Annotated in this window: 43 protein-coding genes and 1 pseudogene; 42 read left to right on the top strand and 2 right to left on the bottom strand. The window is 48.9% G+C overall.

Going from position 1 to position 25,806, the window contains the following annotated elements:
- The first annotated feature begins 2 nt into the window (after window positions 1–2).
- The 40 genes from ACSTTG_RS05915 to ACSTTG_RS05720 all read left to right on the top strand — a co-directional run bounded on the left by ACSTTG_RS05915 (window position 3) and on the right by ACSTTG_RS05720 (window position 22,504).
- On the top strand, window positions 3–563 hold the full coding sequence (locus ACSTTG_RS05915) for a hypothetical protein (RefSeq protein WP_438474098.1): 561 nt from the start codon (window positions 3–5) through the stop codon (window positions 561–563).
- A 52-nt stretch (window positions 564–615) separates the two neighbouring features.
- Window positions 616–1,428: a hypothetical protein gene (locus ACSTTG_RS05910; protein ID WP_438474097.1), complete on the top strand. Its 813-nt coding sequence runs from the start codon at window positions 616–618 to the stop codon at window positions 1,426–1,428.
- 119 nt (window positions 1,429–1,547) lie between these two features.
- Entirely contained in the window at window positions 1,548–1,811 is a 264-nt protein-coding gene (locus tag ACSTTG_RS05905; RefSeq protein ID WP_438474096.1) for a hypothetical protein, read from the top strand.
- A 1,321-nt stretch (window positions 1,812–3,132) separates the two neighbouring features.
- Window positions 3,133–3,330, top strand: coding sequence for a hypothetical protein (locus tag ACSTTG_RS05900; RefSeq protein ID WP_438474095.1), 198 nt, complete (start codon window positions 3,133–3,135; stop codon window positions 3,328–3,330).
- Between the two features lie 44 nt (window positions 3,331–3,374).
- The gene (locus tag ACSTTG_RS05895; protein WP_438474094.1) at window positions 3,375–3,563 is read left to right on the top strand and encodes a hypothetical protein; all 189 of its coding nucleotides are present in this window, start codon (window positions 3,375–3,377) and stop codon (window positions 3,561–3,563) included.
- A gap of 141 nt (window positions 3,564–3,704) precedes the next feature.
- Entirely contained in the window at window positions 3,705–3,950 is a 246-nt protein-coding gene (locus ACSTTG_RS05890; protein WP_438474093.1) for a hypothetical protein, read from the top strand.
- 111 nt (window positions 3,951–4,061) lie between these two features.
- Complete coding sequence (locus tag ACSTTG_RS05885; protein WP_438474092.1) at window positions 4,062–4,238, top strand: hypothetical protein; 177 nt, start codon at window positions 4,062–4,064, stop codon at window positions 4,236–4,238.
- Window positions 4,239–4,373: 135 nt separating this feature from the next.
- Entirely contained in the window at window positions 4,374–4,757 is a 384-nt protein-coding gene (locus tag ACSTTG_RS05880) for a hypothetical protein (protein ID WP_438474091.1), read from the top strand.
- A gap of 358 nt (window positions 4,758–5,115) precedes the next feature.
- On the top strand, window positions 5,116–5,514 hold the full coding sequence (locus ACSTTG_RS05875) for a hypothetical protein (protein WP_438474090.1): 399 nt from the start codon (window positions 5,116–5,118) through the stop codon (window positions 5,512–5,514).
- 5 nt (window positions 5,515–5,519) lie between these two features.
- A complete protein-coding gene (locus tag ACSTTG_RS05870) occupies window positions 5,520–5,882 on the top strand; it encodes a hypothetical protein (RefSeq protein WP_438474089.1) in 363 nt (120 codons plus the stop codon).
- A gap of 105 nt (window positions 5,883–5,987) precedes the next feature.
- A complete protein-coding gene (locus ACSTTG_RS05865; protein ID WP_438474088.1) occupies window positions 5,988–6,419 on the top strand; it encodes a hypothetical protein in 432 nt (143 codons plus the stop codon).
- A gap of 111 nt (window positions 6,420–6,530) precedes the next feature.
- Window positions 6,531–7,085: a DnaJ domain-containing protein gene (locus tag ACSTTG_RS05860; protein WP_438474087.1), complete on the top strand. Its 555-nt coding sequence runs from the start codon at window positions 6,531–6,533 to the stop codon at window positions 7,083–7,085.
- A gap of 27 nt (window positions 7,086–7,112) precedes the next feature.
- Entirely contained in the window at window positions 7,113–7,832 is a 720-nt protein-coding gene (locus tag ACSTTG_RS05855; RefSeq protein WP_438474086.1) for a hypothetical protein, read from the top strand.
- A gap of 105 nt (window positions 7,833–7,937) precedes the next feature.
- A complete protein-coding gene (locus tag ACSTTG_RS05850) occupies window positions 7,938–8,441 on the top strand; it encodes a hypothetical protein (protein WP_438474084.1) in 504 nt (167 codons plus the stop codon).
- Window positions 8,442–8,545: 104 nt separating this feature from the next.
- Window positions 8,546–8,887: a hypothetical protein gene (locus tag ACSTTG_RS05845; RefSeq protein ID WP_438474083.1), complete on the top strand. Its 342-nt coding sequence runs from the start codon at window positions 8,546–8,548 to the stop codon at window positions 8,885–8,887.
- Window positions 8,888–8,902: 15 nt separating this feature from the next.
- The gene (locus tag ACSTTG_RS05840) at window positions 8,903–9,211 is read left to right on the top strand and encodes a hypothetical protein (RefSeq protein ID WP_438474082.1); all 309 of its coding nucleotides are present in this window, start codon (window positions 8,903–8,905) and stop codon (window positions 9,209–9,211) included.
- 106 nt (window positions 9,212–9,317) lie between these two features.
- Window positions 9,318–9,704 (top strand): hypothetical protein, encoded by a 387-nt coding sequence (locus ACSTTG_RS05835; RefSeq protein WP_438474081.1) that lies wholly within the window; start codon window positions 9,318–9,320, stop codon window positions 9,702–9,704.
- A 31-nt stretch (window positions 9,705–9,735) separates the two neighbouring features.
- The gene (locus ACSTTG_RS05830) at window positions 9,736–9,990 is read left to right on the top strand and encodes a hypothetical protein (protein ID WP_438474080.1); all 255 of its coding nucleotides are present in this window, start codon (window positions 9,736–9,738) and stop codon (window positions 9,988–9,990) included.
- A gap of 16 nt (window positions 9,991–10,006) precedes the next feature.
- Window positions 10,007–10,435: a hypothetical protein gene (locus ACSTTG_RS05825; protein ID WP_438474079.1), complete on the top strand. Its 429-nt coding sequence runs from the start codon at window positions 10,007–10,009 to the stop codon at window positions 10,433–10,435.
- Window positions 10,436–10,560: 125 nt separating this feature from the next.
- Entirely contained in the window at window positions 10,561–11,214 is a 654-nt protein-coding gene (locus ACSTTG_RS05820; protein ID WP_438474078.1) for a YbjQ family protein, read from the top strand.
- 100 nt (window positions 11,215–11,314) lie between these two features.
- On the top strand, window positions 11,315–11,647 hold the full coding sequence (locus tag ACSTTG_RS05815) for a hypothetical protein (protein ID WP_438474077.1): 333 nt from the start codon (window positions 11,315–11,317) through the stop codon (window positions 11,645–11,647).
- Between the two features lie 50 nt (window positions 11,648–11,697).
- Window positions 11,698–11,949, top strand: coding sequence for a hypothetical protein (locus ACSTTG_RS05810; RefSeq protein ID WP_438474076.1), 252 nt, complete (start codon window positions 11,698–11,700; stop codon window positions 11,947–11,949).
- 62 nt (window positions 11,950–12,011) lie between these two features.
- The gene (locus ACSTTG_RS05805) at window positions 12,012–12,449 is read left to right on the top strand and encodes a hypothetical protein (protein WP_438474075.1); all 438 of its coding nucleotides are present in this window, start codon (window positions 12,012–12,014) and stop codon (window positions 12,447–12,449) included.
- A 60-nt stretch (window positions 12,450–12,509) separates the two neighbouring features.
- Complete coding sequence (locus ACSTTG_RS05800) at window positions 12,510–13,091, top strand: hypothetical protein (protein WP_438474074.1); 582 nt, start codon at window positions 12,510–12,512, stop codon at window positions 13,089–13,091.
- 46 nt (window positions 13,092–13,137) lie between these two features.
- Window positions 13,138–13,713, top strand: a complete 576-nt coding sequence (locus tag ACSTTG_RS05795) for a hypothetical protein (RefSeq protein ID WP_438474073.1) — start codon at window positions 13,138–13,140, stop codon at window positions 13,711–13,713.
- Window positions 13,714–13,722: 9 nt separating this feature from the next.
- On the top strand, window positions 13,723–14,310 hold the full coding sequence (locus ACSTTG_RS05790; protein WP_438474072.1) for a hypothetical protein: 588 nt from the start codon (window positions 13,723–13,725) through the stop codon (window positions 14,308–14,310).
- Window positions 14,307–14,684 (top strand): hypothetical protein, encoded by a 378-nt coding sequence (locus ACSTTG_RS05785; RefSeq protein WP_438474071.1) that lies wholly within the window; start codon window positions 14,307–14,309, stop codon window positions 14,682–14,684. Before ACSTTG_RS05790 ends, ACSTTG_RS05785 begins: the two co-directional genes overlap by 4 nt.
- Window positions 14,685–14,786: 102 nt before the next feature.
- Window positions 14,787–15,260, top strand: coding sequence for a hypothetical protein (locus ACSTTG_RS05780; protein ID WP_438474070.1), 474 nt, complete (start codon window positions 14,787–14,789; stop codon window positions 15,258–15,260).
- A 12-nt stretch (window positions 15,261–15,272) separates the two neighbouring features.
- Window positions 15,273–15,818 (top strand): hypothetical protein, encoded by a 546-nt coding sequence (locus ACSTTG_RS05775; RefSeq protein WP_438474069.1) that lies wholly within the window; start codon window positions 15,273–15,275, stop codon window positions 15,816–15,818.
- A 58-nt stretch (window positions 15,819–15,876) separates the two neighbouring features.
- Complete coding sequence (locus ACSTTG_RS05770) at window positions 15,877–16,386, top strand: hypothetical protein (RefSeq protein WP_438474068.1); 510 nt, start codon at window positions 15,877–15,879, stop codon at window positions 16,384–16,386.
- A gap of 393 nt (window positions 16,387–16,779) precedes the next feature.
- Window positions 16,780–17,739 (top strand): hypothetical protein, encoded by a 960-nt coding sequence (locus ACSTTG_RS05765; RefSeq protein ID WP_438474067.1) that lies wholly within the window; start codon window positions 16,780–16,782, stop codon window positions 17,737–17,739.
- Between the two features lie 130 nt (window positions 17,740–17,869).
- Window positions 17,870–18,022, top strand: coding sequence for a hypothetical protein (locus tag ACSTTG_RS05760; RefSeq protein ID WP_438474066.1), 153 nt, complete (start codon window positions 17,870–17,872; stop codon window positions 18,020–18,022).
- 53 nt (window positions 18,023–18,075) lie between these two features.
- Window positions 18,076–18,411: a hypothetical protein gene (locus ACSTTG_RS05755; RefSeq protein ID WP_438474065.1), complete on the top strand. Its 336-nt coding sequence runs from the start codon at window positions 18,076–18,078 to the stop codon at window positions 18,409–18,411.
- 58 nt (window positions 18,412–18,469) lie between these two features.
- Window positions 18,470–18,850 (top strand): hypothetical protein, encoded by a 381-nt coding sequence (locus tag ACSTTG_RS05750; protein ID WP_438474064.1) that lies wholly within the window; start codon window positions 18,470–18,472, stop codon window positions 18,848–18,850.
- On the top strand, window positions 18,850–19,110 hold the full coding sequence (locus ACSTTG_RS05745) for a hypothetical protein (RefSeq protein WP_438474063.1): 261 nt from the start codon (window positions 18,850–18,852) through the stop codon (window positions 19,108–19,110). Before ACSTTG_RS05750 ends, ACSTTG_RS05745 begins: the two co-directional genes overlap by 1 nt.
- A complete protein-coding gene (locus ACSTTG_RS05740; protein ID WP_438474062.1) occupies window positions 19,110–19,409 on the top strand; it encodes a hypothetical protein in 300 nt (99 codons plus the stop codon). Before ACSTTG_RS05745 ends, ACSTTG_RS05740 begins: the two co-directional genes overlap by 1 nt.
- A 221-nt stretch (window positions 19,410–19,630) precedes the next feature.
- Window positions 19,631–19,951, top strand: coding sequence for a hypothetical protein (locus ACSTTG_RS05735; protein WP_438474061.1), 321 nt, complete (start codon window positions 19,631–19,633; stop codon window positions 19,949–19,951).
- Window positions 19,952–19,971: 20 nt separating this feature from the next.
- Complete coding sequence (locus tag ACSTTG_RS05730) at window positions 19,972–20,454, top strand: hypothetical protein (RefSeq protein ID WP_438474060.1); 483 nt, start codon at window positions 19,972–19,974, stop codon at window positions 20,452–20,454.
- A gap of 105 nt (window positions 20,455–20,559) precedes the next feature.
- On the top strand, window positions 20,560–21,279 hold the full coding sequence (locus ACSTTG_RS05725) for a hypothetical protein (RefSeq protein WP_438474059.1): 720 nt from the start codon (window positions 20,560–20,562) through the stop codon (window positions 21,277–21,279).
- A gap of 169 nt (window positions 21,280–21,448) precedes the next feature.
- Window positions 21,449–22,504: a hypothetical protein gene (locus tag ACSTTG_RS05720; RefSeq protein WP_438474058.1), complete on the top strand. Its 1,056-nt coding sequence runs from the start codon at window positions 21,449–21,451 to the stop codon at window positions 22,502–22,504.
- A gap of 154 nt (window positions 22,505–22,658) precedes the next feature.
- Here ACSTTG_RS05720 and ACSTTG_RS05715 read toward each other — a convergent pair whose 3' ends face one another.
- Both ACSTTG_RS05715 and ACSTTG_RS05710 read right to left on the bottom strand, forming a co-directional pair.
- Window positions 22,659–22,916: a hypothetical protein gene (locus tag ACSTTG_RS05715; protein WP_438474056.1), complete on the bottom strand. Its 258-nt coding sequence runs from the start codon at window positions 22,914–22,916 to the stop codon at window positions 22,659–22,661.
- A gap of 65 nt (window positions 22,917–22,981) precedes the next feature.
- Window positions 22,982–23,818, bottom strand: a pseudogene (locus ACSTTG_RS05710) (uracil-xanthine permease family protein); the annotation flags it as partial.
- Window positions 23,819–24,420: 602 nt separating this feature from the next.
- Between ACSTTG_RS05710 and ACSTTG_RS05705 the strand changes: the two are divergent.
- Both ACSTTG_RS05705 and ACSTTG_RS05700 read left to right on the top strand, forming a co-directional pair.
- A complete protein-coding gene (locus tag ACSTTG_RS05705; protein ID WP_438458161.1) occupies window positions 24,421–24,732 on the top strand; it encodes an Mg2+ and Co2+ transporter in 312 nt (103 codons plus the stop codon).
- Complete coding sequence (locus ACSTTG_RS05700; RefSeq protein WP_438458162.1) at window positions 24,729–25,760, top strand: HlyD family secretion protein; 1,032 nt, start codon at window positions 24,729–24,731, stop codon at window positions 25,758–25,760. The genes ACSTTG_RS05705 and ACSTTG_RS05700 overlap by 4 nt, the downstream gene beginning before the upstream one ends.
- Window positions 25,761–25,806 lie beyond the last annotated feature (46 nt).

Genomic DNA, 25,806 nt, shown 5'->3' with positions numbered 1-25,806 from the left:
CAATGAAACTAGTCATGTCGGCGAGTGGTATCAAATCTACCATGGACTCGCTAAACAAACTGGCGGACAAAAAGGGTTCCAACTGGAAACGGGCGGCATTCTTGAACGCGGGTTATAAGGCTTTCCAGCCAACCATGGCCCGCGCGAAAATGGGGATGCCAGTCAGCAGTAAGGATCGAGCTTATGGTGGTGTGTCACACCGCCGTGGGTTCGGTCGCTCCATGCTGAGATCAACGGGTGGTAAGTTCTCCGCCCGCGGATATCGCGTCAATGGTGCCCGCGCCAACTACGCCATTTATTCAACGCTCGATCCTGCGTTCAACGTCGGATTGTCACTCAGTCGAAGAAAAGGAAACTTGCCTTTCCGTTACCCGTTCATGCTTGAGGTTGGTCGGAAGAACTGGCGACCTATCACAGCACGCAACTTTATGTCTGACGCATCGAAGTACACCGCCGACAAACAGGTGAGTATTTTCGACCGTGAGATACAGAACAGCGTGACCAAGGCAAGCGGCAAGCTATTCAAGTCACCGTCCAAGCCAGTAAAGGGCAAGTGGCGATAAAACAAGTCAGGGGCAGCAATGCCCCTTTTCTATTAGAGGAGGTAAACCCAACATGAAAACTGAAACCATTGACCTATACGTAAACGAGTCAGACCGTCGCACGCTCAAGCGAGCAAAGCGAAACCACACACCGCTAGCCAAGCAAAGCGACGAGAAACAGCAGCGCGTGTGGGATAAGGAAGACATGATCAGCGACCGAGTCGACCAGATGAAGTCGAAGATCTACAACTTCATTTTCTGGCGTGCGTTCTCGCATGATGAATGCGCAGGCATGAACACGCTACCAGTCGACAGCATCGTGATGTACCTGAAGCAGCTAAACAAGTCACTACAGGATAATGACATTGGTTATGGCCCGCTCGACTACAACGAGCTTTTAGCCGTGACCAACTCCGGTGAGCTTAACGACTTGGAAGGGCGAGTTGACGACCTGCTAGACATCGCAGACGAGATGGGCGAAGACGTGGCGTATAAAGTCGAGTCAGTGCTAAATGACATCTTAGGTCATGGCCTTGCGTCACTATCCCCCGATCGTGCTATCGAGGCGGCGGTGATTATCTATGACCATATCGCAGAGCATGTGGGGCACGCCCGCCCAATGTCGGGTGACTTCCGGTGGCTAGAACTGAACATCAAGTCAAACGGCGACCGCGCTATTGATATCATGGAGGAAGACAGCACCCCATTGACCAGTAACCAACGAGTACAGAAAAAGCGCCTCACTGAGTACCTAGTCAAGATAGGGTACAACAAGGACATGGCGGCCACGCTACTACAGCGAGTTATCAACGTCCATGGGCGAGAGGCTTACACGTTCGGGCAGAAGAAGATAGCACAGCTAGCCGATGAATTGGCTAGGTTTTAAGCACCGATACGGAAAATCCCGTTTCGAGGCAATTCAACAACTTAGATAAGGTTCGCTCTAGGCGATCCATACACAAACACACGGGCGCTGAATAGCGCCTTTTCTATAAGAGAAAGAACATGAACGTTTATTTAAGCGAAATACAAAAACAACTTTTCACCAAAGCAGTAGACGCGGTGCGGGATGCGGTAAAGACAGCCGAAATCGAAAACTGCGACTTTGGTGTTTACTATGACGAGCTAGAGGCTAGCTTGATTCTAGAAATGAATGATCGTCTAGTTTCTTTAGACGAGACGACCGATCCGAGCAGACAAAAACAACTAACGTTTGAAGTGATCGGACTGATGGCGGTATATGACACATATCAACAGCTAGAAGGCTAGCCCAAGGGCTATAACATGGCCAGAGACGCCCCAGAACGCACTATAACGGCGATACAGACATCTACTAAGGTGTTTGTATCGCCTTTTTTTTCTGACGCCGTTACGTGGCTTACAGAGAGGATTTTTTGGGGCCGATCGTTACGTAAAAAGTGCTATACCCCCATTTATTTTAAGTCATTGATTACCAAAGAGAATAAAATGGGGTGAAAGCTGGTGGATTTTGGCGATAGTTACGTGACGTCTCCGTTACCAATCGATCTTTGCATAAAATTCTGTTCGGCGGGGTTCATCAGCTAATCGCCTCATTTCCCAGATACCCCCCCATACCCCACCAACGAATACTTAAGCGCCACCAATGCATATATGATATATTTCATTCACTATCATTGAATACATACTCACCACCATGGCATTCTCATCATTGATTCATTCATTGTCTTACTAATGATATGAATAGATATGCTAATACAATGCATAGTATGTGCTCTATGTATGTGGGGTAGCCCACCATGCTATAGCCTAGGGGATAGGCTAGGGCTGTAGGGTATAGGCTACCCACCATAGAACTAGTCAGTTGGGGTATGGGTATTTCTGTGTCAAATGTGAAACTAGTCAGTGGGGTGTGTGCTTTCTTATAGATGAGAATGTATGTGCATCACCTATGCTACATTGTATAGGGTGTATGTGTATTGTCTCAGTGTTGAGTATAGGGAATCTCATAGAAGAGAATCGATGAAATGATGTGTTAGCGATGTGGGATGAGATGTCATCTTTGTTTTGTCTCGCCAATGAGATGGGGCTATGTCCTATGGATAAGACAATGGGTGATGATGGGTTAGCCCACCATGGTGTATTGATAATGAGATAGGGCAATCTCATAGGTGATACCATATGCCATAGGGTGGTAGGGTGTATCAAGGATGAGAAACAAGTCATGGCGCGCACCGCCTAGGCCCACCACCACAACCCGTCAACTATACGGAAAACCATAGCAAACAGCGTGCCAACTTTACGTGAATACTTATGCGGCGAAAGTGCGTATTGGTGAATAAAACGATCAGCAATACAATGGCATGGGTGAAGACTAAAACCGCTTAGAATGGCTTACAGGGCGTTTTAGCGATACTCGCAAAAGTGAGATCGCCTTAGAATGGCTTACAGGGCGTTTTTCGGTGATTGGCCATGCATAAAAGTGAATAGGAAAATAATAGTAAAATTTATCGAAAAAGTGCTTGCTATATAGGGGCGGATCGCCTATTATAAAGACCTAGGCAAGAAACACACATTAAACGACACTAACCCGAACACTTAAGGCGACAACATGAACCACGTAGCAGAATCACACGACATCGTAATCGAAGAGCTAGGAATGAAGATCGCAGAAATCACGGGCGACATTGCGTGGCTAGCTGACGAACCAAACAGCGAAAAAGAAATCGCAAGCCTTAAAAGACTACGTGATTTATACATCGCAGAGCGCCGCGAACAAATCGAACTACGCGCTCATTTCTCAAACTAATATCAACGGGGCGAAAGCCCCAACCAACAGACAGGGGTTAATCGATGCTAAACTATGACGTACTTGAAACAGCAATCACAAAAGCGGCAAAAGATGCATTTGTGACAATGCCGACAGGGGGTTGGATTCTGGCGATGGTTGAGGAAAACATCGAATGTCCATCAATCGAACACGCGACTGAAAATGCCATCGTTACACTAGCGGCGCTTTTTCCTGAACTGCTAGAAGATTAGCCCAAAACGATAACCACTCTAGTGAAATAAATAGTAAAAAATACGGAAAAAGCGCTTGCTATCTTCGGCCAGTTTGATACAATGTGTTCATCGGTTAGGGGATGAGCCCCAAGCCACCAAAACTTAAAAGTGAGACACGACATGAACCTTAACAAAACCCAAATCGAAGTAATGCGCAAGATCTGGACTGCCAACAATGATACGGTGTATCTATCAGGTAAACGCGAATGCGAACAGGGTCGCAAACTGATCCTTCACCTATGCAGCCCTGCGATGGGTTGGGAGATTGAGCGCACATATTCCAATAACCGAGACTGGGAAAACACCTACCAGATCCACAAGGTGGGCAACACCATCAAACCACTACCAACATTGAAGAGAAAATAAATAATAAAAAATACGGAAAAAGTGCTTGCTATCCCCGATGAATAATGTACAATGTATTCATCGGTTAGGGGATGAGCCCCGAACCACCAAAGACCAAAAGTGAGACACGACATGATTAACACATACGAAATTCGCATCATCAAAGCTGACCTAACTCGCATCACTGAGACATACAGAATCGGCGGTAACAAAGAGAAGAAGCAGAGCCAGCTTAACGCAATCATTGACACTCACGGCCTACTAGGTAACACAGTGATGAACATCGAAGTTGTGAACCAAGAAGACTAAACCACCACGGTGGGGCAACGCGAAATAAATAATAAAAAATACGGAAAAAGTGCTTGCTATCTTCGACCAGATCGCTATAATGATTACATCAGCTAAGGGATGAACCCAAAGCAACTAACCAAGAGAACCGAAGCCATGAAAATACTAGTTAAAATCAACAAAGTCGAAGACAACACAGTTTATTACGCAGAGATCAGCCGCAAGACTGGCGAAGTGATGATCGAAGACTACATGGGCGTTGAGCAGTTCGGCAAGGCTCTAGAAATGGAAAATTTCGGTTTCGAATTGGTTAAGATGACTAAGCAACAAGCTATTAGATGCGCAAGTATGTTCGGCGCGGTAATCACCAACTGGTACTACACTCGCGGCGTGATGGGTTTCGAAGCTTCTGTAAGCTGTCAAGAGTATGACAACGGTTACGGCCACATGCACAGCACTGTAGGGATTCGCGCTTGGTCACAAGCTGGTCTATGTGCTGAAGCTATCACGGGCCACCTATTCTTCAACGGCAACAACTAAAAAAAGTGAAAATAATAGGTATTTTTACGAAAAAAATGCTTGACGGTTTCGGCCATCTTGCTATAATGGACGCATCAAGAGGGGAAACGGAGCAAGCGGGACCAGCTGGACAGAAACGAAGCCGGAACACCACCGAAGCGGATACAGGATACACCATACCGAAGCTAGCAAACCAACCCTTGAGATGAACCACAATAAGGCGGCCAACTCGAAAGAGAATAAAACGGGCAATGAGTGGGGATGGCAACAAAGGCAACACAACAGAGCAAGTAGGCGCAGGAAGCAGCCATACAGGGGCGAATGAAGGAACTAGCCCCGCGCTCAACCAACATCAACCACTAGATAGAGAGACATCAGCATGACAACATTCACACCAACCGGAAAGCACGCGCGCGACTTTGGTCCTGACCATGTGAGCAGCGACAGCGCACCAACCCCGCGCCACATTTGGGACGGTATCGAGTCTCGCAGCGCGGAGAACATCATCACGGGTCTAGGCTTTGACTTTAGCAAGCCCGAAAAGGTCTACCTATCCAAGCGCAACGGCTTAACGCTCATTTGGACAGCGGAGGATAGCGACGGTGACGACCTAGTGAGAGTACGCTATCAGCCAGAAATTAAGATCATGAGCGTGGTCGACTGGCGCGACTATGAAGAGCCGGATCGCTGTATACGCTGTAGCAGAGTGCTTGACACTGATGAAGGTATCATGACGGGTATCTGTCCGACATGTTGGACATTTGAGGATGAGGAGTAAACACCATGAGAGCACATGAAGACGCGGCGGTGCTGTGCCGCCAAGCTAACAAAGCATTTAGAGCGCATGTATCAAAAGTGAAACGCACGGGCGGTGATGCACTGAAGGCATTCACGCAAGCCTCAAGCGATCTAAGGTTTTGGGATACATGGGACGGCGAGCACCGAGCGCGCATGATGATCACCGAGGGCTATCACTGGCCGATATGGATTGATACGGATTGGGCGGAACAATGGGCAGTAGATCAACTGGTTGAATGCGTGGGAGTGTTCACCATTGAGATCGAAGGCTACCAATTCACATTTGAGCCGCAACCATGGGGCGGGGCGGGCTATCAGCTGAAGGTCAAAATGACCGTGCGAAAATAATAATAAAAATTACGGTAAAAGTGCTTGCTATCCGCGGATAGATCCTTATAATAGGTTTTGTGGTTAGGGCAAAGGGTCCTAACCGAAACCAAGAGAGACACAGCCATGTTGAACACTAAAGCACAAGCACTTATCCAAGCAATCGAAATCCTTAAAGCAGCGGGCGCGGGTGAAGGTGCTATGTCAGCTCTACGTGGTGAACTTGCTGAAGAGCTAGCGGCGGTTGAGCTGAACGGCGAGAAGGCAGCAGCGCGCACAACCGGATACGATGTGCTATCGCCAGAGTTTGGCCGTGTTGAGGTGAAGAGCAAGACACTAACGGGCAAGGGCGAGACTATCAGCATGGGCAACAAGACAGGCCGTTATGATCACCTATTGGTGGTAGTGTTCGACAAGGCGGGCGCTGTGGTATCAATGAAGCTATACGCACACGACGACATCGAACCGACCAAGAACGCTTACAACAACATCCACGTAGACAAGCACGGCGATGTGAAATACAAGGGTGAGCTAGTGAAAAGCACTCTGGTGAAATAAATAATAAAAAATACGGAAAAAATACTTGCTATCCCCGTCGATGGTGATAATATACACACATCGGCAGGGGAGACGCCCCAAGCCACTAACCAACACAGAGAGGTACACAACATGAACTTACTTAAGACACTATCTATCACCAAAGCGGCTTGGAACCTTGCGACTATCGGCGCAGAGATTTGGGGCGGCAAGAAAGCGGACTACTTCGCTGAGTCGATGAGAATCGCGTGGGCAGTAGCTAAAGAGACGCACGCGGAGTTCGTCAGCTACGGCCTAGAAGATAACGCAGAGCTGATGGATCAATCATTCAGCACTAACATGGGAATGGTCGAGCTTGAAGCGTGGGACGAGCATTCAGCCCACATGGACAGAGAAGCGGAGAAGCGCAAGCAGCAAGAGCGCGAAAGCTTCTACGACTGGACACGTCAACACCGCGAAGACGCGGAGCGCGCGAAACAGCAAGCTTATGACGAAATGGCGAGACTAGACGCAGCAAACGACGACCTATTTTCTAGCCTCGGCCTAGAGCCAACGGCGACCAAGCGCGAGGTTAAGCGAGCTTACAGAAAGCTAGCCAACATCCACCACCCAGACAAGGGCGGCGACGCGGAGAAGTTCAAGGCACTAAAGCAAATACACGACATGTGTCTGAAACTGGCGGCCTAGGTCGCCCACTAACAGAGAGACATGACCATGAACAAGCAACTAGACCTGAACGACTTCCAAGCGCTACACAGTGAAAACCTAGCGCTAGTGGACGGGGCGATCCAACGCCTTGAGGATATGGGAACCGAGTTCGCCAAGAACAAGATCAGCGGAGCTATCCATAAGCGCCACATGATGGTTAAGCTATGGGAAGATGTGCAGGCGGACTTTTGCCAAGCTACTGGCCAAGCTTATATCGATGGTGCTGGGCAGCGCCTAAAGGACGTGGCCGGATTTGTTAAGACCGCCGAAGAGCAGCAGCAGACCAAAGAGGCGCGCGACCGCTACCACGCAGAGCGCAGCGCCAAGCTACTCAAGAACAGTACCCACAAGGTAGACATCACCGACACGGGTTACGCGCTGGTGGTGTATCGCCAGAGCGGGAACGTTGAGCGCATCGAATACTTTCACGCCGAGGCTGGCGCGTATGGCATGGCTAAGCGTTCAATGATGAGCAGCGCATCACGCACTGGGCGCGGTCTGAAGCTGGCGCACGACAACAAGAATTACATTCAATACCGCCTACCACACAGCCACAGGGGCGTGAAGGAAGGGCGCAAGGTTGGCTACTACCAGATCCACCCACTGAAGGGTCGCAGCCGTGAGGAGTTCGAGGGGTCGCTAGTATCGACCGCCGCCATGATGAATTGGGTTGCGTTGGCCGTGGGCGTCATTGGTACTTTGGCGGTGCTGGCCGTTTACGCTTAAAAATAATAGTAATTTTTTCCGTAAAACCCCTTGCTATTAGCGAGGGGTTTTTGTATACTTCTTTGTGTCGGGAGGGGAGAGGCCCCAACCACTAGATAGAGAGAAATGATTATGTTGTTCGACGGTTTTGAGTTTGTAAAAGTTGCTGACTTCTTCACGGCAGCACCATGTGAGTATAAGCGACGCAAGCAGGACGGCGAGTGGACAGCAGCACTTGAGCTAGTGACCGACGTTGTACGCCAAGCAGAGCGCAACTGCTACATCATCGTTGTTGACGGCCAACCACGCTACGCGGGCGAATACATGTACAACATGCAGGACCGCATGATCAAGACCGTGAACGGTGTCGACTACTTCGACCACCATAAGTTTAACCAAGTGCAAGACGCACTGGCGGCAGGGTCAAAAGTTGAGCTGTTCATTGTAGCCGACCCGTACACCATGATGGGCGGTCGCCCACGTAACGCCGCCAAGATGATCGAGCAAGAGCTAATCGACCATAACAGCGACGAACTAACGTGGAACGTTCGCGGCGGTGCTTGGAAGAAATACGCGGGTTGGGTTGCTAAGAACTGCCACCGTGTAACCGACCTATTGAAGGCGGCTTAATAAAATAATTTTTACGGAAAAAGTATTGACTATCTGAACGGACTCCCGTAATATACTGGTTATCGAAGGGCGGGGCGGTTCCCGTCTTCTATAGAGAGGTGTTTATGTCTTATTCGGATCTTGTACTACGTGTTGCTAACTTCCTTGGTGCTGATGCTACTCCGCGCCTAGATACTAGCGAAGTGTTGATTGACGGCTCTACGATCAGTATTGACGTGGAAGACGGAGAGCTAGCCGTGGTTTGTTGGGAAGAGGACGAGGACGAGCGAGCGGGCGCTATCTATGACGCCTTGAAAGGTGCGGGCTTTCCTATGGTTGAGTATGCCGATCCCGATTCCCCCGAAGTGGTCGAGATGGCGCTAGCCGTGGCCGAGGTATTGGGTGGTGAGCTTGTCGAAGGCGGTAAAGTGGTTATGGCTGAGGACGGCGAGCGCGTCGTCCATTAATTGAGAGGTTTTCACATGCAAGTTTCTAAGGTTCAATTTCCAGTTTTTCAGGCGGTAGAGTTTCACGACGGCAATTCGACACGTATCGAGATTTTCGCCAAGGCGAGCGAGACCGACCCAGAGACCTACGAGGTATACATAGGCACCGAGATCGACGGCAGTCTAACGGCGGTTAAGTTTACCGAGTTCGTTCTACGCGTACCGGAAGGGCGAACGACAGCGGAACAGATCCGCATACTCACTAAGCTAGCGACCACCGAAGCGGGCGACGAGTTCACCCAAGCGAGCGACGCACTACGCGCCGAGATTTACGGCAAAAAATAATAGTTATTTTTATGGAAAAATTACTTGCAATAGGGAAATGACTCCACTATACTGTGTTCATCGGTTAGGGGATGAGCCCTTAACCACTTACTTAGAGAGACATACCATGAAAAAGCTACTTACTCTTACTGCTATCGCTTCAACACTTGTTCTTACTGGCTGTGCTGACCCAAGCGAAGATCAGATTGCACAATATCACCAAGTGAACGAAACCGCAGCGGCTTGTGTGGAAGAATGGCGAGCTGATAGCGCTCTAGTCGAAGAAGAGGCGGTTGACGCTTACATACTGCGCAACCTTGGCACCGCGTCACTCCATTCGGACGTTCAGCGCAGCTCTACCAAACTGATCTTTAAGCTTGATCCTACGCTACACAAGCTGTTCATCGCAAGCGCGGAGGTCAAGCGTATCGAACGATGTGAAAACAAGGCGCGCAACATTCACAATGTACGCCTTGAGCATTACAACCAAGTAGAAACTTTTCTGGGAAAATAAACTTTTCCGTAAACCAATGGGAGATAGCACCATGATGTTTTCAAGCATTCGCCGCACACAAGGCACATTGTCACGCGAGCAGCTAACCGTGATTGAGTTCGCGGTGACCAGTCAAGACGACCTGAACCAAACATGTGAGCGCCTACAGGCGGAAGGGTTCGAACTTGGGTTTGTCGGCGTGAACAGTGACCGTTTCATGATGGAAGATAACAGCAAGGACCGCTCTATAATTTTTAACTTACCAAACCAACGCGCACGCCTTTACCAGTGGCGCTCAACCAACTAAGAGAGGTATTAACACCATGAAAAAACTACTTACTGCAATTATCGGCGTCGTTGCTATTGGGGCAGCGGTATCACAGACACCACAGGCTGATAACCTACGAAACGGCCTACCGTGGTCAACACAGCAAATGACCTGCAAGGTGTATGACGAGGACACAGGTTTTTACGGCTGTATAAGCAAGCCACTGTCCATCTATGGTTTCAAAATATCATTGGAAGATGAACACATTACCGTGGGAATTAGCGACGATTACCTGAAGGGGAAAGAAACCATCTCAGTAGATGAAAAGTTGTGCGATGTGAAGGGCGTCGGCATCAGCTACAAGTGCGTTAATTTCATTGAAGATCGAATGAAGGCAAACGGATACGTCACCATCGACGGCGTGAGCTACAAGTCACCATTGCCACATCTGAAACAGCTATTTGCCGAGAAAGAAATTCTCTAACCCTTTCGGATAATATTAGGCAAATTTACGAATAAAGTTATTGCAATGTGGAACGGACTCCACTACAATGTGCTCATCGGTTAGGGGATGAGCCCTTAACCACTTACTTAGAGAGAGATATCACAATGGCAGTTTTCGTTATTCTACAGAAAGACAATTTTTACGGTGCGGTTGATCAGTACGACTACACCAAAGGCGAGCGCTCGGTAGAGCACGGCAACCACGACGATGTGGGCATCAAGATCGCGCAAGGCTTTGTTGAGGTTACCCGAGAGGGTGGAATGTTTGTCGGCGACGCAGAGACCGCACTGAAGAACTTTTTCAAACGTGAGGGAATCACCAACGCACTGAACATGTGGGATTACGTAGACCCACGCCAAGGCGAAATCGAAGCGGAACGCAAAGCAAAGGCCGACGCGGAGCAAGCACGCAAAGACCAGATCAAAAACATGATGACCCTTAACACTGGGTTGCCTATGGGGATCGAAGTCGAGAAGATCGGCGGTGTTGTCACTGTGTCAACGGTCGAAGGTGTTAACATATTCCGTGATGCGCTGGCAAGTGTTCGCGATTTGGTGGGCGGTAAAAGCCAAACACTCATGAAAGGTCTAGAGAAGAGCAAGCAAGAGGCGCTTGACGAGCTGAAGGTCCGAGCGTACGACCTTGGGTGTGATGCGCTTATCGGTGTGGTATTCGATGTAGAAACCATGAGCGGCACCAATGCGGCAACTAACATGACTGCTATCACCGTAACGGCTACAGCAGTAAAAATAAAGTAACTTTTACGAATAAAGTTATTGCAATGTGGAACGGACTCCACTACAATGTGCTCATCGGTTAGGGGATGAGCCCTTAACCACCAACTAGAGAGATGAAGCAATGACTAGCGCATACGACGAATACATCCAAATGATGGCAAACGAAGGCAACAAGCAACGCCACGAGTTTGACGACCTTGTCGCTTACTGCAAACAGTTCAGCTTTACTCACTCTGCGCAGGTATCGCAACAAATCAAGCGCGAGAAACTAGGCGCGAGATTCCCTACATTGTCCGGTCACATTACCATGACAGACGGTCGAGACGATTGGGACTTTGACGGAGGAATCTCCCCAGTCTGGTATCGTCGCTTGTGCGAGGCGCTAAACCTAAACAACAACGGTTCACGATCATGGGTCAAGAAGTTTGACCCATACCAGAACCAACTTTTTTAACCATAACGCGGTACTTTTACCGTAAACTAACTTGAGAGGTACATATCACTATGGAAGTAAAAGTTCACAGTCTAGAAGAAAAACGCACCGAATCATTGGCGGAGTTAGCGAAACGTTTATTTGATACGGCGGAGGGTAAACCCTCGTCAGTGGCGGTCGCAATGAAAGCTATCAAAGTGTCGATGTTCGGAGCAACACGATCAATCGAAGAGAAAAACGGCGACACGCTAGTGTTTGCGTTTGACGGGTCAAAGATCCAGTTCATCGAGTGTAAGCACGACATTGTAGCCAAAGTGTTGTAACAGACCACCACCGCGCCACGGATGGCACCATTCATTCAACCAACTTGAGAGAGGTACATACCATGAAAAACTTTATCATTTTCACCAAAGCACAAACAGTAATCGCAGTAGAAGACACGGGCGAAAACCTAGAGCAGATCGCCAACCTGATGGACAACCGTTACAAACGTAAAAGCGTGGTGACCGCATCAAGCGAGGACGAGGCCAAGCAAATGTTTATCGGTTCGAACAAGCCTAAGCGCGGCATCATCTCGCAGATCAACAAAGGCGTTTACATTGCGTTCCACGCGATCATGGCGTTTTGGTGGTTCAAGTATACAACCATGGCGGGCGCGATGATCAACGACAACGCTGGCCAAGCATACGAAAGCGCAGCAAACGCAGGTGTGGTCATTGGTGGCGCTATCGGCACTAGCATGATTTTCGTTATCTGGGGTCTGTTCGGTATGTTCGGGGCATTCGTCCTTTACTTCACGAAAGCTAAGCCTTGGATCAAGTAACACATTAACGGCAAGGATGGCACCATTCATTCAACCAACTAACAGAGAGGTACTTACACCATGAACGCAAATACAAACGCAGTCGCGGCAAACGCGGAACTTATCAAAGAGGCTCTAGAGCGCATCATCATGAGCGATGACATGACGCCGGAGCTTTCAACAACCATTCTTGAGCCAATGAACACGGCAAACCTTCGCGTGGCTGAAGGTATCAACGAGATGAACAGCATTCGCGAAGTGTACGCACTCGCAATGGAGAAAGGCGTAGATTGGGCCATCGGTAACGCAGTGGCGGAGAAGGGCACAGAGATGATGTATCAGATTCTAGTGGACACCGAGACGTCACTCGACTCAATCGTGAAGCTGCTATGCATCAGTGGCGACCTAGAGCAAATGGACGTTGCGGGGCTCGACTTCCACACAGCACTGATCGTGTTCGAAGCATCCAAAGACATGCTGACTGACGAAGAGTCGAACGCATTCATGGCGCGCGTGGACCTAGCCAACGCAGATAACCCAGTATACGCCGAGACCAAAAAACGCTACTTGCTGGACTCGGCAGGGTTTGATGTAGAGACGGCACGAAACAACCTGCGCCACAACTACGCAGCTACCACAGCACAAGCGCTGATCGGCTACTAATTCGACACGGGCATGGACGCCCACCAACTTGAGAGAGGTAATACACATGTCAAAAGAGAAACAATCATACGCCTACGCATTTCTAGCGGTGATCATTTTGATGGCCCTATGTATCAAGCCAGCCGAGGCGGCAACAACTCCCGCGGATTCATATATCACTCTCGGCTTTGGCTCCGAGAACACCTTTAACGTTGAGGTTGGCACTAAGCGCGAAGACAGCTTTGGTGTGTTCCTAGGCTTTGGCTTTTCGTTCGACGACCCACGCAAGGGCGAGAACGGGGAAAGCTATTGGACCAAGTGGGAAGACGTCTATAAAACGGGCGAGGGTGAGCGCAGCGTGATGAATATGTACGTTGGTACAAGCTACACCATCGGCGGCAAGCTAGTGGATCATTCGTTTGGTATCGGTGGCGAGGTTGCCATGATGCAGGAATACACCAACTGGAAGGACGCCGACGGCTTGCTAGGCGATGGTGGCAAGTTCTACCTTGACCACGGTACGAGTGCCGATTGGGGCGGGGTGGCTAACTACAACGCGCATTTCAACAACGGTCTGACCTTGGGTGTGATGTACCGCACCGTTAACCAAGAGGTTGTGGGATCTATCGGGTGGAACTTCTAGGGGGTAGCTATGAAAGAGCAATTTGTATCGCTAATAGAATATTTCGGGGTGCGTGTCGGTGGTCGTGTTGAGATCGTTGATACCATCGAAGGCGGGAACGGCCTCAAGCTTCACAAGTGTTCAGTAGTACCAATGAACAATGAAGCGGAGCCAGACCAGCGCATACACTACATATTCCAGCATGAGATAACAGCGGAGCCGTACAACGTCGAGAGTGTTATCAAAGAAGGTGTGTATTTCTTGGCGGGAACCGCTTCAATATCGGCGGGCCGTGTGTTGGCGGGAGTCATCGCCCACTGCCAAAAGAACGGCGTACCCGAGCACATGAATAACAATCCAGAGCTTGCGCCCGCGTCCCTCATCGGCGAGTTGTTAAAGGTGATAGGTGACAAGGGGATTGATGTAAATGACGGTCTCGACATCGTAGACGGGAAGCACACCCGCGAGGTATTGCGAAAGTTTGTGTCTGTGTGGTTCAAGCTTAACCGTGAGATGGTCACCCACATCATGAAACACGAAGACCTCGTGGGTGTTGTTGGGTCTTCTCTATCAGAGGACATGTACCGCGCGGCGACCAACCAAGAGGGGCTATCGTGATCATCAGCAAAGAAGAGGCCAAGGCCAAAGGCTTGCTGACCTATAACACAGGCAAGCCGTGTATACGCGGGCACCGTTCGGATCGATATGTGAAGGGCGATACGTGCTTAGAGTGCCGCCGAACCAGAACGGCGGATAAGGTGGAACATCGCCTATCAGCGCGGGAGCGCAACACCCAAGCACGTGAGAAAGCAAGAGCTGAAGGCTTGAGCCGATACAACAACGGGATGCCGTGTGTCCACGGTCACGTCGGCGAGCGCATGGTTTCATCTGGCCAGTGTGTAGCGTGCCTGAAGCGTTATCGATACCGTAACCGCGACAAGCTAGAGGCGCAGAGAAACAAGCGCGTCAGAGCTTATCGAAATAAAGCGTAAATTTATTCGAAAAAGTACTTGCAATAGGGAAAGGAATCCTTATAATTCATTTTGTCGGCAGGGGAGAGGCCCCAAGCCATTAACCAATAGAGAGAAAACACCATGAGCAAAGCACACGTAATTCTGACTAAAGCAGGTCGCGACAACTACGTATCGAAAAAAGAAGACCTTCAGCGCATCAAACACTTTGTTAGCCAAGGTTATGAGATTGTAGGCGAAGTACTGGCGGAGAACGGCGCACAAGCGCTAGAACGTTTTGCCAGTGGCGGAGCAGCACCGACACACGTAGACCTAAGCCAAGTACAGCCACAGCCAGCCAAACAGGCTAACGGCTTACCGCGCGGACACATGACCGCACCACAAGGTCACATCTACGGTTACATTCTACTAGTGCTAGGCATCTTCGCCGCATTCGTTGGTATCAATGAACTAGACAGCTACAGACCCGACGGCGGTTTTGTCAACGTATGCTTTGGGTTCGCGACACTGGCTGAAGTGGTAGCGCTTATCATGATCATTGTTGGTCACATCCGCGCGACTATCGTCAAATCGCACAACCTGCTAATGAGCAAATAGGGAGCAAACACCATGGGACGAGTATCAGCAGAACAGGCGGAACTAAACCGCCAACACATCCGCGAGAACGCATTCGAAATCGTGGCTGTAAGGGGTCTACACGAGGCGAAATTCAAAACTATAGGGGATAGCATAGATAAACCGCTTTCGACCGTACAGGGCGCGATAGGGAGCAGTAAACGGGCAATGGGCCAGTTACTAAGCGGCACCGATGAGCAGGAAGGATACGCACTACCGTATGTAATGGATCGTTTGAGCTTTGACAGCGGTGAGGCGTTTATCGGTTCATTCGTTGAGATGGCGAAGACTGACGCAGTTGGTCGGGGCTGTTTATTGATGTTCGCCAATAACATTTACGGTATCGCCGACCGCCATTACTCTAACGACATCCGCGTGGCTATGCTTACCCGCTTGGCACAGGTGAAGGGCGTAGGCAAGACCAAGGCTGTAGAGACCCTAGAAACGGCCTACGGCAAAGCAATGGTCGCCATGCTAGCCAACCCACTAAGCGGTGAGGTGCGCGAGTCTCAGGAAGAGGACTGGATGAACGCCTCTTGATATCCGGCTAGCTTATGGTAAACTTATCCTATTGATATTATTTGAGAGGTTTATCATTATGGCTAGAGTATCAGCAGCCGAGATGCAGCGACGCAAAGAGGAACTGTTTCAGGACGTTTTTGAACTGGTTTTAGAACATGGTTTGCACAATGTGACATACCAGATGATACGCGAGAAGACCGGAAAGACGATCAGCACGATCCAAAACTCGATACCTACTATCGACTCAATCGGTCGCCTTTGTCTCACTGGTCGCGCGTTCCCTTACTTGCTGGAACGGTTGAACTTCGGCACTCGCGAATCGTTCATTGACAGCTTTGTGAAGGCGGCAGAAACGGATCGAGGTACGCGCAACATTTTGGCTTTGTTCTTTGGCAATGCGTACGGCGACGAGGCTACAAGTAAGTTTTCAAAGGCGGCGCTGAACAGGCTTTTGGATAAGTTAAGTAGCGCCGACGGGATAGGGCAAGCACATGCTTACCCAACGTTAGAAACGGCATTTGGTCGCGCTGCTTTGGCTATGATGGCATCGCCGCTAGAAGTCGAACGAGAAGACGAATTTATTTAAACAATAACGTCACCGACCCGTGTAGGTCTGCGTCATGCGTCGGTGGTAGTCAAGCGGGTTGACTTTTTCCTCGCTGACCTCCTATGGAAAAACAACGCAGGTAAAACGACCAACCAAACCTTTTAGGTGGATAATGTCACAGTGAAGTGGCGCACTGGCTCAGGGTTTGGGTGGTCGATGGTCGCGAGTTACGCTGCGCCGATGATCCTCACCCGTTGTGTGTTCGAACGGGTTTCTAGTCGGGTAGTATTTGGCACCACGGAATAGCCTCGATCTTATGGTCGGGGCTTCTTTCGTTAAAATTACCGTAAAATTACTTGCAAAGTTGTGTGAGTAATTTTATATTACACGTATTGAACGGCGGGATGTTCCCGCGCAGAACTTGGGGGATTTATGACAACTATCAAAGAAATGGCAGCAGCCGCCAAAGCGCGCGGGGATAAGACTTTTAGCACTGGCAAGCCGTGTAAGAATTGCGGAACTGATGAGAGATACGCAACAGATCATAAATGCTTGGTGTGTAAGTCTAAAAGCAACAAAAAACATCGAGAAGAAAACGCGGTTTCTGTGACAGAATATCAGCGGGAATATAGAGAGAAAAATAAGGGACATATCAAGGATCTTAAGAAAGAACACTACGACAAAAACAAGGAAGTTATCGCGGAATATCAGCGGGAATATAGAGAGAAAAATAGGGAAAAATTGGCCGGTTATCAAAGGGAATATGCCGTCAAAAACAAGGAAGTTATCGCAGAGAAAGCGCGCAGAAACTACCATAAAAGGCGGGGAGCGAACAAGGAATCTATCGCCACAAGAAAGCGCGAATACTACCAGAAAAACAAGGAAAAATTTGCTAAATACGGTAGGGAATATAGAGAGAAAAATAGGGAAAAATTGGCGCGAAACCGTAACAAGAATGCAGCATATAGCAGAAAACGCAGAGAAATAGAGCGAACCAAACAAGCACAAACGCTACACGAAATAGCACTAGAGCTAAACGCGGTCGAGTTTCTGGCGGCAAAGGGATATGATGAGCACACAGAGGCTTACTACCAATTCGCCTTGTATCACGCTCTTACACAACTAGGCTTGTTTGTTGATGCAGAGTATCAGATCGGGCATGGCGGGGGTTACATAAGATTTGACCTGCTAGTCGATGAGCTTGATCTCATCATTGAGGTGAAGGTGGGCAAGGACTGGACACAAGAGCACATTGACGAACAGTTAGCACGATATGAAGAGGTTAGCGGGTGCTTGGTCGTAGGCGTCCATCCCCAAGGCGACTTTGGTCTGTTCAACACTGACGAGCTATTGAGCTTTGTATCTGACCTGATGCAAAACAAAGCCGCCTAACTCTTTCGAGGTAAATAGGTATTTTTACGAAATAAATACTTGCAATGAAAAACGAATGCGGTTACTATTTATCACGTGGTCAGGGAGAGTAGACCCATAACCAATAACTTTTACGGTATAAGGTGGCAACATGAAAACAGTGAAACTAACTAAGCAAGCGAATGGAACATTCAAAGGCTCGGACGGAAACACATACAAGGCGCTAAACGCGGACCTAGCAAGCATGGAAAGCCACTACCTGACGGACGCCGGACTCAAGGCACTGACCAAACAGATCGGCTAACAACACACGGCGGGGCAGCCCGCCAATCACTAACTAACAATTGAGGTTTCCCAATGGAAAATCAGCGTAAAATTTTAAAAGAAATCGTGGCACGTGTGACTAAAGCACTGCCACATCTAGTAGCGGTAGATAACTTTGCGTCTACTGTACTTGGTAACAGCATCAATCAACTAGAGACGGGCGCAGTAGGCGCGGTGATGGCACAAACTCTAAAGAGTGACGGCGTCGATGTAGCAAAAGTCGTGATGCCAGTTCAAGACAACGGTTTGTTTGTGGTTGTCGATTTTATGAACGGTGACACGGGTTCGGTTAATTTTTCCGATTTGCCGTCAGAGAGCGGAGTGATTCGAGCGGTATCTAGTCACATTATCGAAGAGCTAAGCAAGTAAGCCACCAACGGGCATGGACGCCCACCAACTAAACATTAACCAACTTGAGGTACATACCATGAAAGCACTACCTATCATCGCGGCGGCGACAGTATCATTTATCGGCGGCGTGTTCGCGGCCCCATACATCCAAGAGGCTGTGCAGCCAGAACCTACACCATACGTGCTTGACGTTAAGGCCGACTGTGGAGACTTCCAACTTTCGTTTGACGACCGAGAGATGATCGCAACTGGGGAAGAGATCAAAGGCGCGCATGTTGCCACAGTATTGCACTGGTACACCGCTGACCGCGCTCTATGGGTCGAGATTGACGACGAAGGCGTGAAGCGACTAATGAAGGTCACACACCGCTACATCGGCGAACAGAAAGAGACCCGATTGAAGCACACGCGCGAGTGTACCGTGAACGGCTTGCCTAACCTAGATGGCGCATTGTAATGAAGGCAACATTCTGGACAGAGTTTAGCGGCGACAATGGCCGCGCCCTGATGCTCTTAGAAGAGATGGGCGTCAACGACACCGACGTTGTACGGAACGGCAACGCGTTCACGTTTCAGCTACCAGAGGCTTACACACTGGATCAGTTCGGTGAGGACATGGCGCACTTGATATGGTCAGACGACCGATTCGCCGACCTTCACCGATGCACTGACACGCTCAAAGAGGGCGAACAACCAAAAGAGAGGTTTTACGAATAATGGCTATTGTACTAACTGACGACATCCTAAGAGAAACACCCGAGGCGGTAGCGGGCGAAGTGGTTCGCGCTGACCTTGGTCACCTTCCTACCATCATGGGAACTATCCGCGCTTGGCTGGGCGATGAGACCTACAAAATCGACGCTAAACAGCTCCAGATAGACGCAGTAGACTCACTGCGAGAGAGCGCCCGCATTCGTGGATATAACGCCATCACAGGCGTTACAATGGACGTGCGCCGCAACTTCTTTGGCGGTGGCGTGTTCGTCAGCGCTCGCGCACAAGCTTGGATCGTTTAAGATAAATTTATTCGAAAAAATACTTGCTATCCTTTAAAGGGTGTCGTAATATCTACCTCAACGAAACGGGGCGCGGTGCCCCGCCAATGAATTGAGGTTACACACCATGAAAGCACTAGCACTAAACACATTACGCCACTCTATCGCACTAAGCCTGATCGTATCATACAGCGTTTTGGCGATGGGTATCTAGGCAACTTTACGGTATAAGGTATTAAGATATGAAAGAGCGTACATTAGTAAAATCGGCAACAATCGCGGCTATCGCCTTCTTTGCGGTGGCGGCAGTAACACCACAGGCGCACGCAGCAAGACAGGACGACCGCCAAGCGGTTGCGGTAGTTAAAACCGACATTGCGCCATACTGTCACGTTGATATGGACATTAACCACCTAGGTGAGTATGTCGTTACGGCACACGCCAACGTAGAAGGGGCGGAAATAGTGATCCGTAACGGGCGTCAAGTGACCAAGCTTGACGCATTCGAAACACATAACATTGGCCCCGCGTCGAACATCGTCGACGTTGATTGCCGTTACTAACTTAGAGAGGAGAACACACCATGAAAAAGACATTACTAGCACTAGCACTATTCGCCACAGCAACAAGCGCAAGCGCGGCTTGGACACTTGGAAATAACACCGATGACATGACCGACAAGGTCACGAGCTATCACATTTCTACTCGAAATATCGCGGGAAATGATCACGGATACCTGTCACTAACATGCCAGACAAACGGCGACTTTCTACGCGTCCAGCAATCCAAGTTTATGGGTGTTCAAGGCGCTAACGATATGTTGGTTCGCGTCGATGACAATGTGATGTTTCGTGCGGATGTAATCTGGACAGATAGCGGTATCAATAAGACTCACGCGGCGGCGTACTTGGGGGACCAAGCGGTTCCGCAGTTCAAAGACGGTATGTCTGTTCGGGTCAAGCTAAAGGGCGAATACAAAGACCTAAACGCGCTAACCTACTCACTAGACGGTTTCGGCAAAGCATACACAGAGTTTCGCCAGAAGTGCGACACTATCCAAAAATAAATAGTAATTTTTTCCGTAAAACCCCTTGCAATCGCGAGGGGTTTTTTGTATCTTATAGGTATTGAAGGCGGGGCGGTTCCCGACCTAGTACAGAGAGATAAGATTATGGTATACATGGGTAAAACTGGTTGGATTGGTTTAGCTAAGCGAGTTGTCAAACCACTAAAGAAATACGAAGGGCGCGAGCTGTCAGCGGCAGACAAAGCGACCGTACAGAAAATGGTGAACAAGATGCCGAACAACTTTCGCAAGATGCCAGTTAAAAAGCGCCTGAAGATGGTAGATGAATTCGTATCCATTCATAGCAAAGTAGCTCATAACTGTGGTGTTACAGTGAAAGACCCTGATAACATGGCGGTGTTTATCCACGTATTCGCCAAGCTAAACCCAGTAAACGGCAATGTGGACACTTGGACCCTAGCGATTGACTTTACGGCCCAAGAAATCACTTTCGATCGTTACCCGCTTAGCTTCATGGACCCGCTACGCAACCCGCACTGTTTCCAACGTGTGATCGAGCGTAACTTGGCGAGCGACATTAACGGGGCGACCAAGGCCATTAACGAGTTCATCGGTGCCAGCGCTGGCGCTCTAATGAGTAACCATCAAGTACTGAAGGGAACCAACGTCAACACCAATGCGTCGCTTTTGCTTCACGACGGCGACATGGCTCTAGGCGAGCTTGTGATGCAGGGCGAACAGGCGGTGTTTATGGCTAAGACTTATATCAGCGAGTCACAGGTTAACACGTGGAATTTTGGCGAAGATCGCGTGGTGCTTGAGTCGGATCTGTATGACGATGAGAAGGCCGATTGTGCGGCCTAATAGAATAACTTTTACGGTAAAGCTTGACTGTATGGGCGGTCGGGTGTAGTATATCGGTATTGAAACGGGTCGCCCCTATGGGCGGTTCTATAGGGGGCCGGATATACTGGACGTTAGTCCGGTCGATGTTATGAACGGAATCATCATGAAATCATAGGAGAAGAAAACATTGATTCATGAGTTTCAATCTGTGGGCTATGGCAGTTTAATTCGTAGCAAAGAGGGCAATATCATTTACACGACAACGTATGATCTTGCCCGCGTGAAAATGCATTATGACGGCGGCGAGTTTAACGACGTGCACGAAAACATCAAAAAGAACTTAAGAACATTCACTGCTATAAGTTATTTTGATGTTAAAAGGCATACTGGGTTTGAGCCTACCCCCTTAAACTTTACCGGACATTTGGCGGATTTTGAGAGCGAAAAAGAAAGCGTTAAATTTAACGCTTTCTCCGAAGGTCAAGAATTCCCGCCCGCGATGCCAGTGTGTAATGTGCTAAAGGGTAAAGACCTGCAACACATTTACGAGGTGGAAAAGTTCAAGGGAAAAACAAAGCCAATCACGGCATATGTGATACCCGAAGAGCTTATAACCGCCGTGGCGTTTCGTTGTATACCGGACGGGGTTGCAATCAACACTATCACGATGCGAGTTTTAGAAGAGCTACGAGCAGCCAGAAATCAATTTTATCTCATGATCGATGATGGGGTAGAATCGATTACAATGGCAGACGTCAACGCTCTTAAAGCGTCAGGGGTGGATGATTTGGAAATGTGCCGATCTGTTTGGTCGATGCTAAACGGTCTTATTAACACTTACGTGTCATTTAAGAACATGGAGCATCACACACAACTCAAGATAGAGCTTGCCAACAGGCTAAATCTGCGTTGTGTCGGTTTCAAGGCGAAAACAATTAGATCTAAATGGAAAGCCAAAATTGGCAAACAGCCAACCACGCGAACCATGATATCGAAATTGGATGAGTACATGGGAACCAACACACTGAGATGGATACACGCGGCATCATTCAAGGCGTTCGAGGATGTTATGGTGTCATCCATTGAGGAAGGTCGAAAGCTTACCACATCCGAAGTATACAGCATTTTCAACAATGCTATGTCCATCATTCCAAAAGAGGACTGTTTAGCGGGATGGTACGATACGGCATTGGAAAAATTCTCTAAGGGCGAACCAATCGGTGACGGTCTCTGGGGATGCTAATACCTTGGGCGGCCTATGGGTCGCCTTTTTTTGCTTGTGATTTCAATAACCATGTCCTAGTCTTCTCTGTGAGGTGACGCAATGATATGGTTAAGCATCAAGCTAATACAGATCGGATTTGTGTTGTATCTCAGGAAGAGAAGACAAAAGGCGGCTATCTAGTCGCCTTTTTCCATCCGGCCAACTCCTCACGGACCAACCCCACAACCTCCCCACGTTCGAACGTGAACACCCGACCCACCACAGGCAGCAGCCCCGCAATGGCATTCTGTAGGATGACCAACACCCGCCCATTATCACGCCCGTGGTACTCATAGAAAAACAGCAGTTCATCAACGACCGATTCGGTCAGTTCGCCGTGGGATATGTCTATCAGTGTTTGCTTTGCTTCGATGTCGGTAAGTAGTCGCATATGTTCCCCCTTTCCTTAGAGAAACATTAACTTAGGCGTGTTTATAAATGGTTGCTTTATTGTGCGGATACTGTGGTGTTCGGTGGCGCACCCACCATAGAAGCAGCAATCGTTGCGACACCGTCACCGGTAATAGTGCGGTGAAGGCCTGGCTTTTTAAGGTAGTCTTTGCCAGTGACGTTTGAGATCGCCAACATATCACCCACGTGCTCGACCGCAGGCGCAATCGCAACTGGGATCATGAACAGAATGGCGTTGATGTTAAATTCAGGGGTGGTGAAATTAGGCAGTGCCAGCCAAGAGGCTTGTGCCACCGGGGTAAAGTCGACAATACCAAAACCGAGGCTAAGCGCATAGCCCACTGCGATACCACCAAAGATAGGCAAAAGCTTAAGTAGACCCTTGGCAAAGACACTGATAGCAATGGTGGTGATCAGTGATAAGGCAGAAATCCATAGGGCGGCATTAGCGTCAACTAATTGCACCGCACCATCACCGGTTTTGCCAAGTGCCATATTGACAGCCACAGGCGCTAGCCCAAGACCAATCACCATGATCACCGGCCCAACAACAACAGGGGGAAGGATCCGGTGCACTATTGCAACGCCGCGCAGTTTAATCAGGCCACCCAAGGCAACGTAAACCAAACCCGCCGCCATTAGACCACCCATAGTGGCAGGAATGCCCCAGGTTTGTACGCCGAACATGATGGGTGCAATAAAGGCGAAAGAGGAGGCAAGGAAGATAGGCACACTACGACGAGTAATCGCTTGAAACAGCAGTGTACCGACACCGGCACCGAACAGTGCCACACTTGGATCGAGCCCGGTTAACAGAGGCACCAGAACTAGCGCGCCAAAGGCGACAAATAGCATTTGCGCGCCTTGCAGAGCATTCAACATGATTAATATCCCTATAGGTCAAAATAAACGGCGAAAGCCTAGCATGAGAGTGATGTAGCTAAGCTTGCCCGGATCAACTTATTGTTTTTATTGGTAGTTTATCAGTAGTAAATGTGACATAACGCAAACTAATCTTAGTGCTATCACGCTGAGGATAGCGCGCGTTTTGTTGTTGGTACGATAGGGCAGCTTTTTGGGTAGTCGTACGTTCAAAGTCGGCTCGGCTGTAAAGTTCTTGCGAGACAAAATGTTTGCGAGAGACAAAACGTTTCTCGAAACGAAAAACATGTGCTTCAGATCATAATTTTGTAATTTAGTGAATCTACTTACCTTAAATGCACAGTCAGTGCGCCATGGTTTTTTTTAATCGCTAAAATTCCGCCTCATCTTTCCTGTCGACAATGATCTACAAATCCCGTGTAAATCTAACGGAAGTCACTGCTTTTATTGCCAATAATTTTTCTACAGGGAAAAACCGTTGTTGGTATAAGCATGGTTGATACCAGAGATAAGCTAACTCGCTGTATGCGTCACAAGGGTAACGATAGGATCTGGTCAAAATTTGTTCGTACTTTTTCCAAGCGCCAAGTTGAGGAGCGTTCATGAAAATACACCCCACCGAGTTGGTTTATGACCAACTACCTTCCATCTATGGGTTACTAGAGTCTGTCGCGTTTATGTGGTTTGTTGTGATCGTCACCATCGCTCTTGCGGTGTGGATCTTAAATAAGCTCTGGTATATCCATTCGATTCCGAAGCATTTGGCAAAAGAGAAGGGGCTTGCACAAGCAAAGCTGGTGTTTTGGATGTGTATCTTAGGCTTGTTTTACAAACCGTTATGGGTGCTTGCGGTGCTGGCTATTGTTACCGATTGGGAAAAAGTTCAACAATGGTTTAAAGGAGCTAGCGCATGAAAGAGGTAATGCTTCCCTATATCTTAATTGTTTGGCTGTTATTTAAATTTAATGTCCTCAAGCGCACCCCAAGAAACTACTTTGCAACCACGACGATCGGCTTATTGTTGCTGCTTGCGCTGTTTTTTGGTCATCGTTTCTATTCGCCATTGGATATGACCAACTCGACCACGGTCAAAGCACCCCACGCGGTGTTATCACCTGCACTAGGTCAGCAAATTGACCAGGTGTTTGTTGAGCACAACAGCGAGGTGAGCAAAGGCGAGGTTCTCTATACCTTGGTGGATGACAAAATCACCGCGGCATTGCGTCAGGTCGATGCCGGTATGGTAGAGCTTGAGAGAACGATTGAGGCGCAATTAGTTAAACGCGCTCAAGCGACCCGGAACTTAGAGCGCAACCTTGGCATGAGCGAGCATGTCAGTGCGAAAGAGTTGGAAGAATCACAAGATTTGGTTGAGCTGATTGAGGCTGAACTGCGTGTGCTAGAGGCTAAGCAAAATGGATTAATAGCGCAAAAGGCGAGTCTGGAATTTGATCTTTCGCGTCTAACGGTTATCGCTCCCTTTGATGGCATGGTGACCCATGTCTATATTGCCGATGGTTCTCGAGTAGGTGCTTTGCACCTGTGGGATACTGGCAAGAAATTTATTGAGATGCGTGTTCCAGATCAGACTTATGCCAACATTCAAGTCGGTCAATTTAGCGAATTCTACCTAGATGCGTTTCCGGGACAGATATTTCGTGCTCGCGTCCACAGCGTTGTCAGAGCGACAGGTGAAGCGCAGGGCAGTCTCTTGCCCGTAGAGCAGGCGGTATCGCAACACATTGCGCGAGGAGCTTTACCAATTGGCCGTACGGTCCTGCTTGAGATGGATGAAGCAACGATGGAAATCGTGCCCATTGGCGCGACAGGCTCAGCGTGGATCAGTGCGACTAAGCCCCATCCGATCCTTGGTTTTATCGATATTATTGGCGGAGCAACGCTACGCTTAACTGCGGCTAAGTCTTATCTCAAGGCACTATAAGAACGCACATTAATATTAGCCAATAAGTTTTTAGGGGAGCTGACTC

The sequence above is a fragment of the Vibrio glycogenivorans genome (genome assembly GCF_051660965.1).
Taxonomy (GTDB): domain Bacteria; phylum Pseudomonadota; class Gammaproteobacteria; order Enterobacterales; family Vibrionaceae; genus Vibrio.
Note: the sequence above shows the minus strand (reverse complement) of the source record. Positions and strands in the feature narration are given on the sequence as shown.

Coding starts and splice junctions, on each gene's coding strand:
- ACSTTG_RS05915 (WP_438474098.1), top strand. CDS start 3: ATGAAACTAGTCATGTCGGCGAGTGGTATCAAATCTACCATGGACTCG.
- ACSTTG_RS05910 (WP_438474097.1), top strand. CDS start 616: ATGAAAACTGAAACCATTGACCTATACGTAAACGAGTCAGACCGTCGC.
- ACSTTG_RS05905 (WP_438474096.1), top strand. CDS start 1,548: ATGAACGTTTATTTAAGCGAAATACAAAAACAACTTTTCACCAAAGCA.
- ACSTTG_RS05900 (WP_438474095.1), top strand. CDS start 3,133: ATGAACCACGTAGCAGAATCACACGACATCGTAATCGAAGAGCTAGGA.
- ACSTTG_RS05895 (WP_438474094.1), top strand. CDS start 3,375: ATGCTAAACTATGACGTACTTGAAACAGCAATCACAAAAGCGGCAAAA.
- ACSTTG_RS05890 (WP_438474093.1), top strand. CDS start 3,705: ATGAACCTTAACAAAACCCAAATCGAAGTAATGCGCAAGATCTGGACT.
- ACSTTG_RS05885 (WP_438474092.1), top strand. CDS start 4,062: ATGATTAACACATACGAAATTCGCATCATCAAAGCTGACCTAACTCGC.
- ACSTTG_RS05880 (WP_438474091.1), top strand. CDS start 4,374: ATGAAAATACTAGTTAAAATCAACAAAGTCGAAGACAACACAGTTTAT.
- ACSTTG_RS05875 (WP_438474090.1), top strand. CDS start 5,116: ATGACAACATTCACACCAACCGGAAAGCACGCGCGCGACTTTGGTCCT.
- ACSTTG_RS05870 (WP_438474089.1), top strand. CDS start 5,520: ATGAGAGCACATGAAGACGCGGCGGTGCTGTGCCGCCAAGCTAACAAA.
- ACSTTG_RS05865 (WP_438474088.1), top strand. CDS start 5,988: ATGTTGAACACTAAAGCACAAGCACTTATCCAAGCAATCGAAATCCTT.
- ACSTTG_RS05860 (WP_438474087.1), top strand. CDS start 6,531: ATGAACTTACTTAAGACACTATCTATCACCAAAGCGGCTTGGAACCTT.
- ACSTTG_RS05855 (WP_438474086.1), top strand. CDS start 7,113: ATGAACAAGCAACTAGACCTGAACGACTTCCAAGCGCTACACAGTGAA.
- ACSTTG_RS05850 (WP_438474084.1), top strand. CDS start 7,938: ATGATTATGTTGTTCGACGGTTTTGAGTTTGTAAAAGTTGCTGACTTC.
- ACSTTG_RS05845 (WP_438474083.1), top strand. CDS start 8,546: ATGTCTTATTCGGATCTTGTACTACGTGTTGCTAACTTCCTTGGTGCT.
- ACSTTG_RS05840 (WP_438474082.1), top strand. CDS start 8,903: ATGCAAGTTTCTAAGGTTCAATTTCCAGTTTTTCAGGCGGTAGAGTTT.
- ACSTTG_RS05835 (WP_438474081.1), top strand. CDS start 9,318: ATGAAAAAGCTACTTACTCTTACTGCTATCGCTTCAACACTTGTTCTT.
- ACSTTG_RS05830 (WP_438474080.1), top strand. CDS start 9,736: ATGATGTTTTCAAGCATTCGCCGCACACAAGGCACATTGTCACGCGAG.
- ACSTTG_RS05825 (WP_438474079.1), top strand. CDS start 10,007: ATGAAAAAACTACTTACTGCAATTATCGGCGTCGTTGCTATTGGGGCA.
- ACSTTG_RS05820 (WP_438474078.1), top strand. CDS start 10,561: ATGGCAGTTTTCGTTATTCTACAGAAAGACAATTTTTACGGTGCGGTT.
- ACSTTG_RS05815 (WP_438474077.1), top strand. CDS start 11,315: ATGACTAGCGCATACGACGAATACATCCAAATGATGGCAAACGAAGGC.
- ACSTTG_RS05810 (WP_438474076.1), top strand. CDS start 11,698: ATGGAAGTAAAAGTTCACAGTCTAGAAGAAAAACGCACCGAATCATTG.
- ACSTTG_RS05805 (WP_438474075.1), top strand. CDS start 12,012: ATGAAAAACTTTATCATTTTCACCAAAGCACAAACAGTAATCGCAGTA.
- ACSTTG_RS05800 (WP_438474074.1), top strand. CDS start 12,510: ATGAACGCAAATACAAACGCAGTCGCGGCAAACGCGGAACTTATCAAA.
- ACSTTG_RS05795 (WP_438474073.1), top strand. CDS start 13,138: ATGTCAAAAGAGAAACAATCATACGCCTACGCATTTCTAGCGGTGATC.
- ACSTTG_RS05790 (WP_438474072.1), top strand. CDS start 13,723: ATGAAAGAGCAATTTGTATCGCTAATAGAATATTTCGGGGTGCGTGTC.
- ACSTTG_RS05780 (WP_438474070.1), top strand. CDS start 14,787: ATGAGCAAAGCACACGTAATTCTGACTAAAGCAGGTCGCGACAACTAC.
- ACSTTG_RS05775 (WP_438474069.1), top strand. CDS start 15,273: ATGGGACGAGTATCAGCAGAACAGGCGGAACTAAACCGCCAACACATC.
- ACSTTG_RS05770 (WP_438474068.1), top strand. CDS start 15,877: ATGGCTAGAGTATCAGCAGCCGAGATGCAGCGACGCAAAGAGGAACTG.
- ACSTTG_RS05765 (WP_438474067.1), top strand. CDS start 16,780: ATGACAACTATCAAAGAAATGGCAGCAGCCGCCAAAGCGCGCGGGGAT.
- ACSTTG_RS05760 (WP_438474066.1), top strand. CDS start 17,870: ATGAAAACAGTGAAACTAACTAAGCAAGCGAATGGAACATTCAAAGGC.
- ACSTTG_RS05755 (WP_438474065.1), top strand. CDS start 18,076: ATGGAAAATCAGCGTAAAATTTTAAAAGAAATCGTGGCACGTGTGACT.
- ACSTTG_RS05750 (WP_438474064.1), top strand. CDS start 18,470: ATGAAAGCACTACCTATCATCGCGGCGGCGACAGTATCATTTATCGGC.
- ACSTTG_RS05745 (WP_438474063.1), top strand. CDS start 18,850: ATGAAGGCAACATTCTGGACAGAGTTTAGCGGCGACAATGGCCGCGCC.
- ACSTTG_RS05740 (WP_438474062.1), top strand. CDS start 19,110: ATGGCTATTGTACTAACTGACGACATCCTAAGAGAAACACCCGAGGCG.
- ACSTTG_RS05735 (WP_438474061.1), top strand. CDS start 19,631: ATGAAAGAGCGTACATTAGTAAAATCGGCAACAATCGCGGCTATCGCC.
- ACSTTG_RS05730 (WP_438474060.1), top strand. CDS start 19,972: ATGAAAAAGACATTACTAGCACTAGCACTATTCGCCACAGCAACAAGC.
- ACSTTG_RS05725 (WP_438474059.1), top strand. CDS start 20,560: ATGGTATACATGGGTAAAACTGGTTGGATTGGTTTAGCTAAGCGAGTT.
- ACSTTG_RS05715 (WP_438474056.1), bottom strand. CDS start 22,916: ATGCGACTACTTACCGACATCGAAGCAAAGCAAACACTGATAGACATA.
- ACSTTG_RS05705 (WP_438458161.1), top strand. CDS start 24,421: ATGAAAATACACCCCACCGAGTTGGTTTATGACCAACTACCTTCCATC.
- ACSTTG_RS05700 (WP_438458162.1), top strand. CDS start 24,729: ATGAAAGAGGTAATGCTTCCCTATATCTTAATTGTTTGGCTGTTATTT.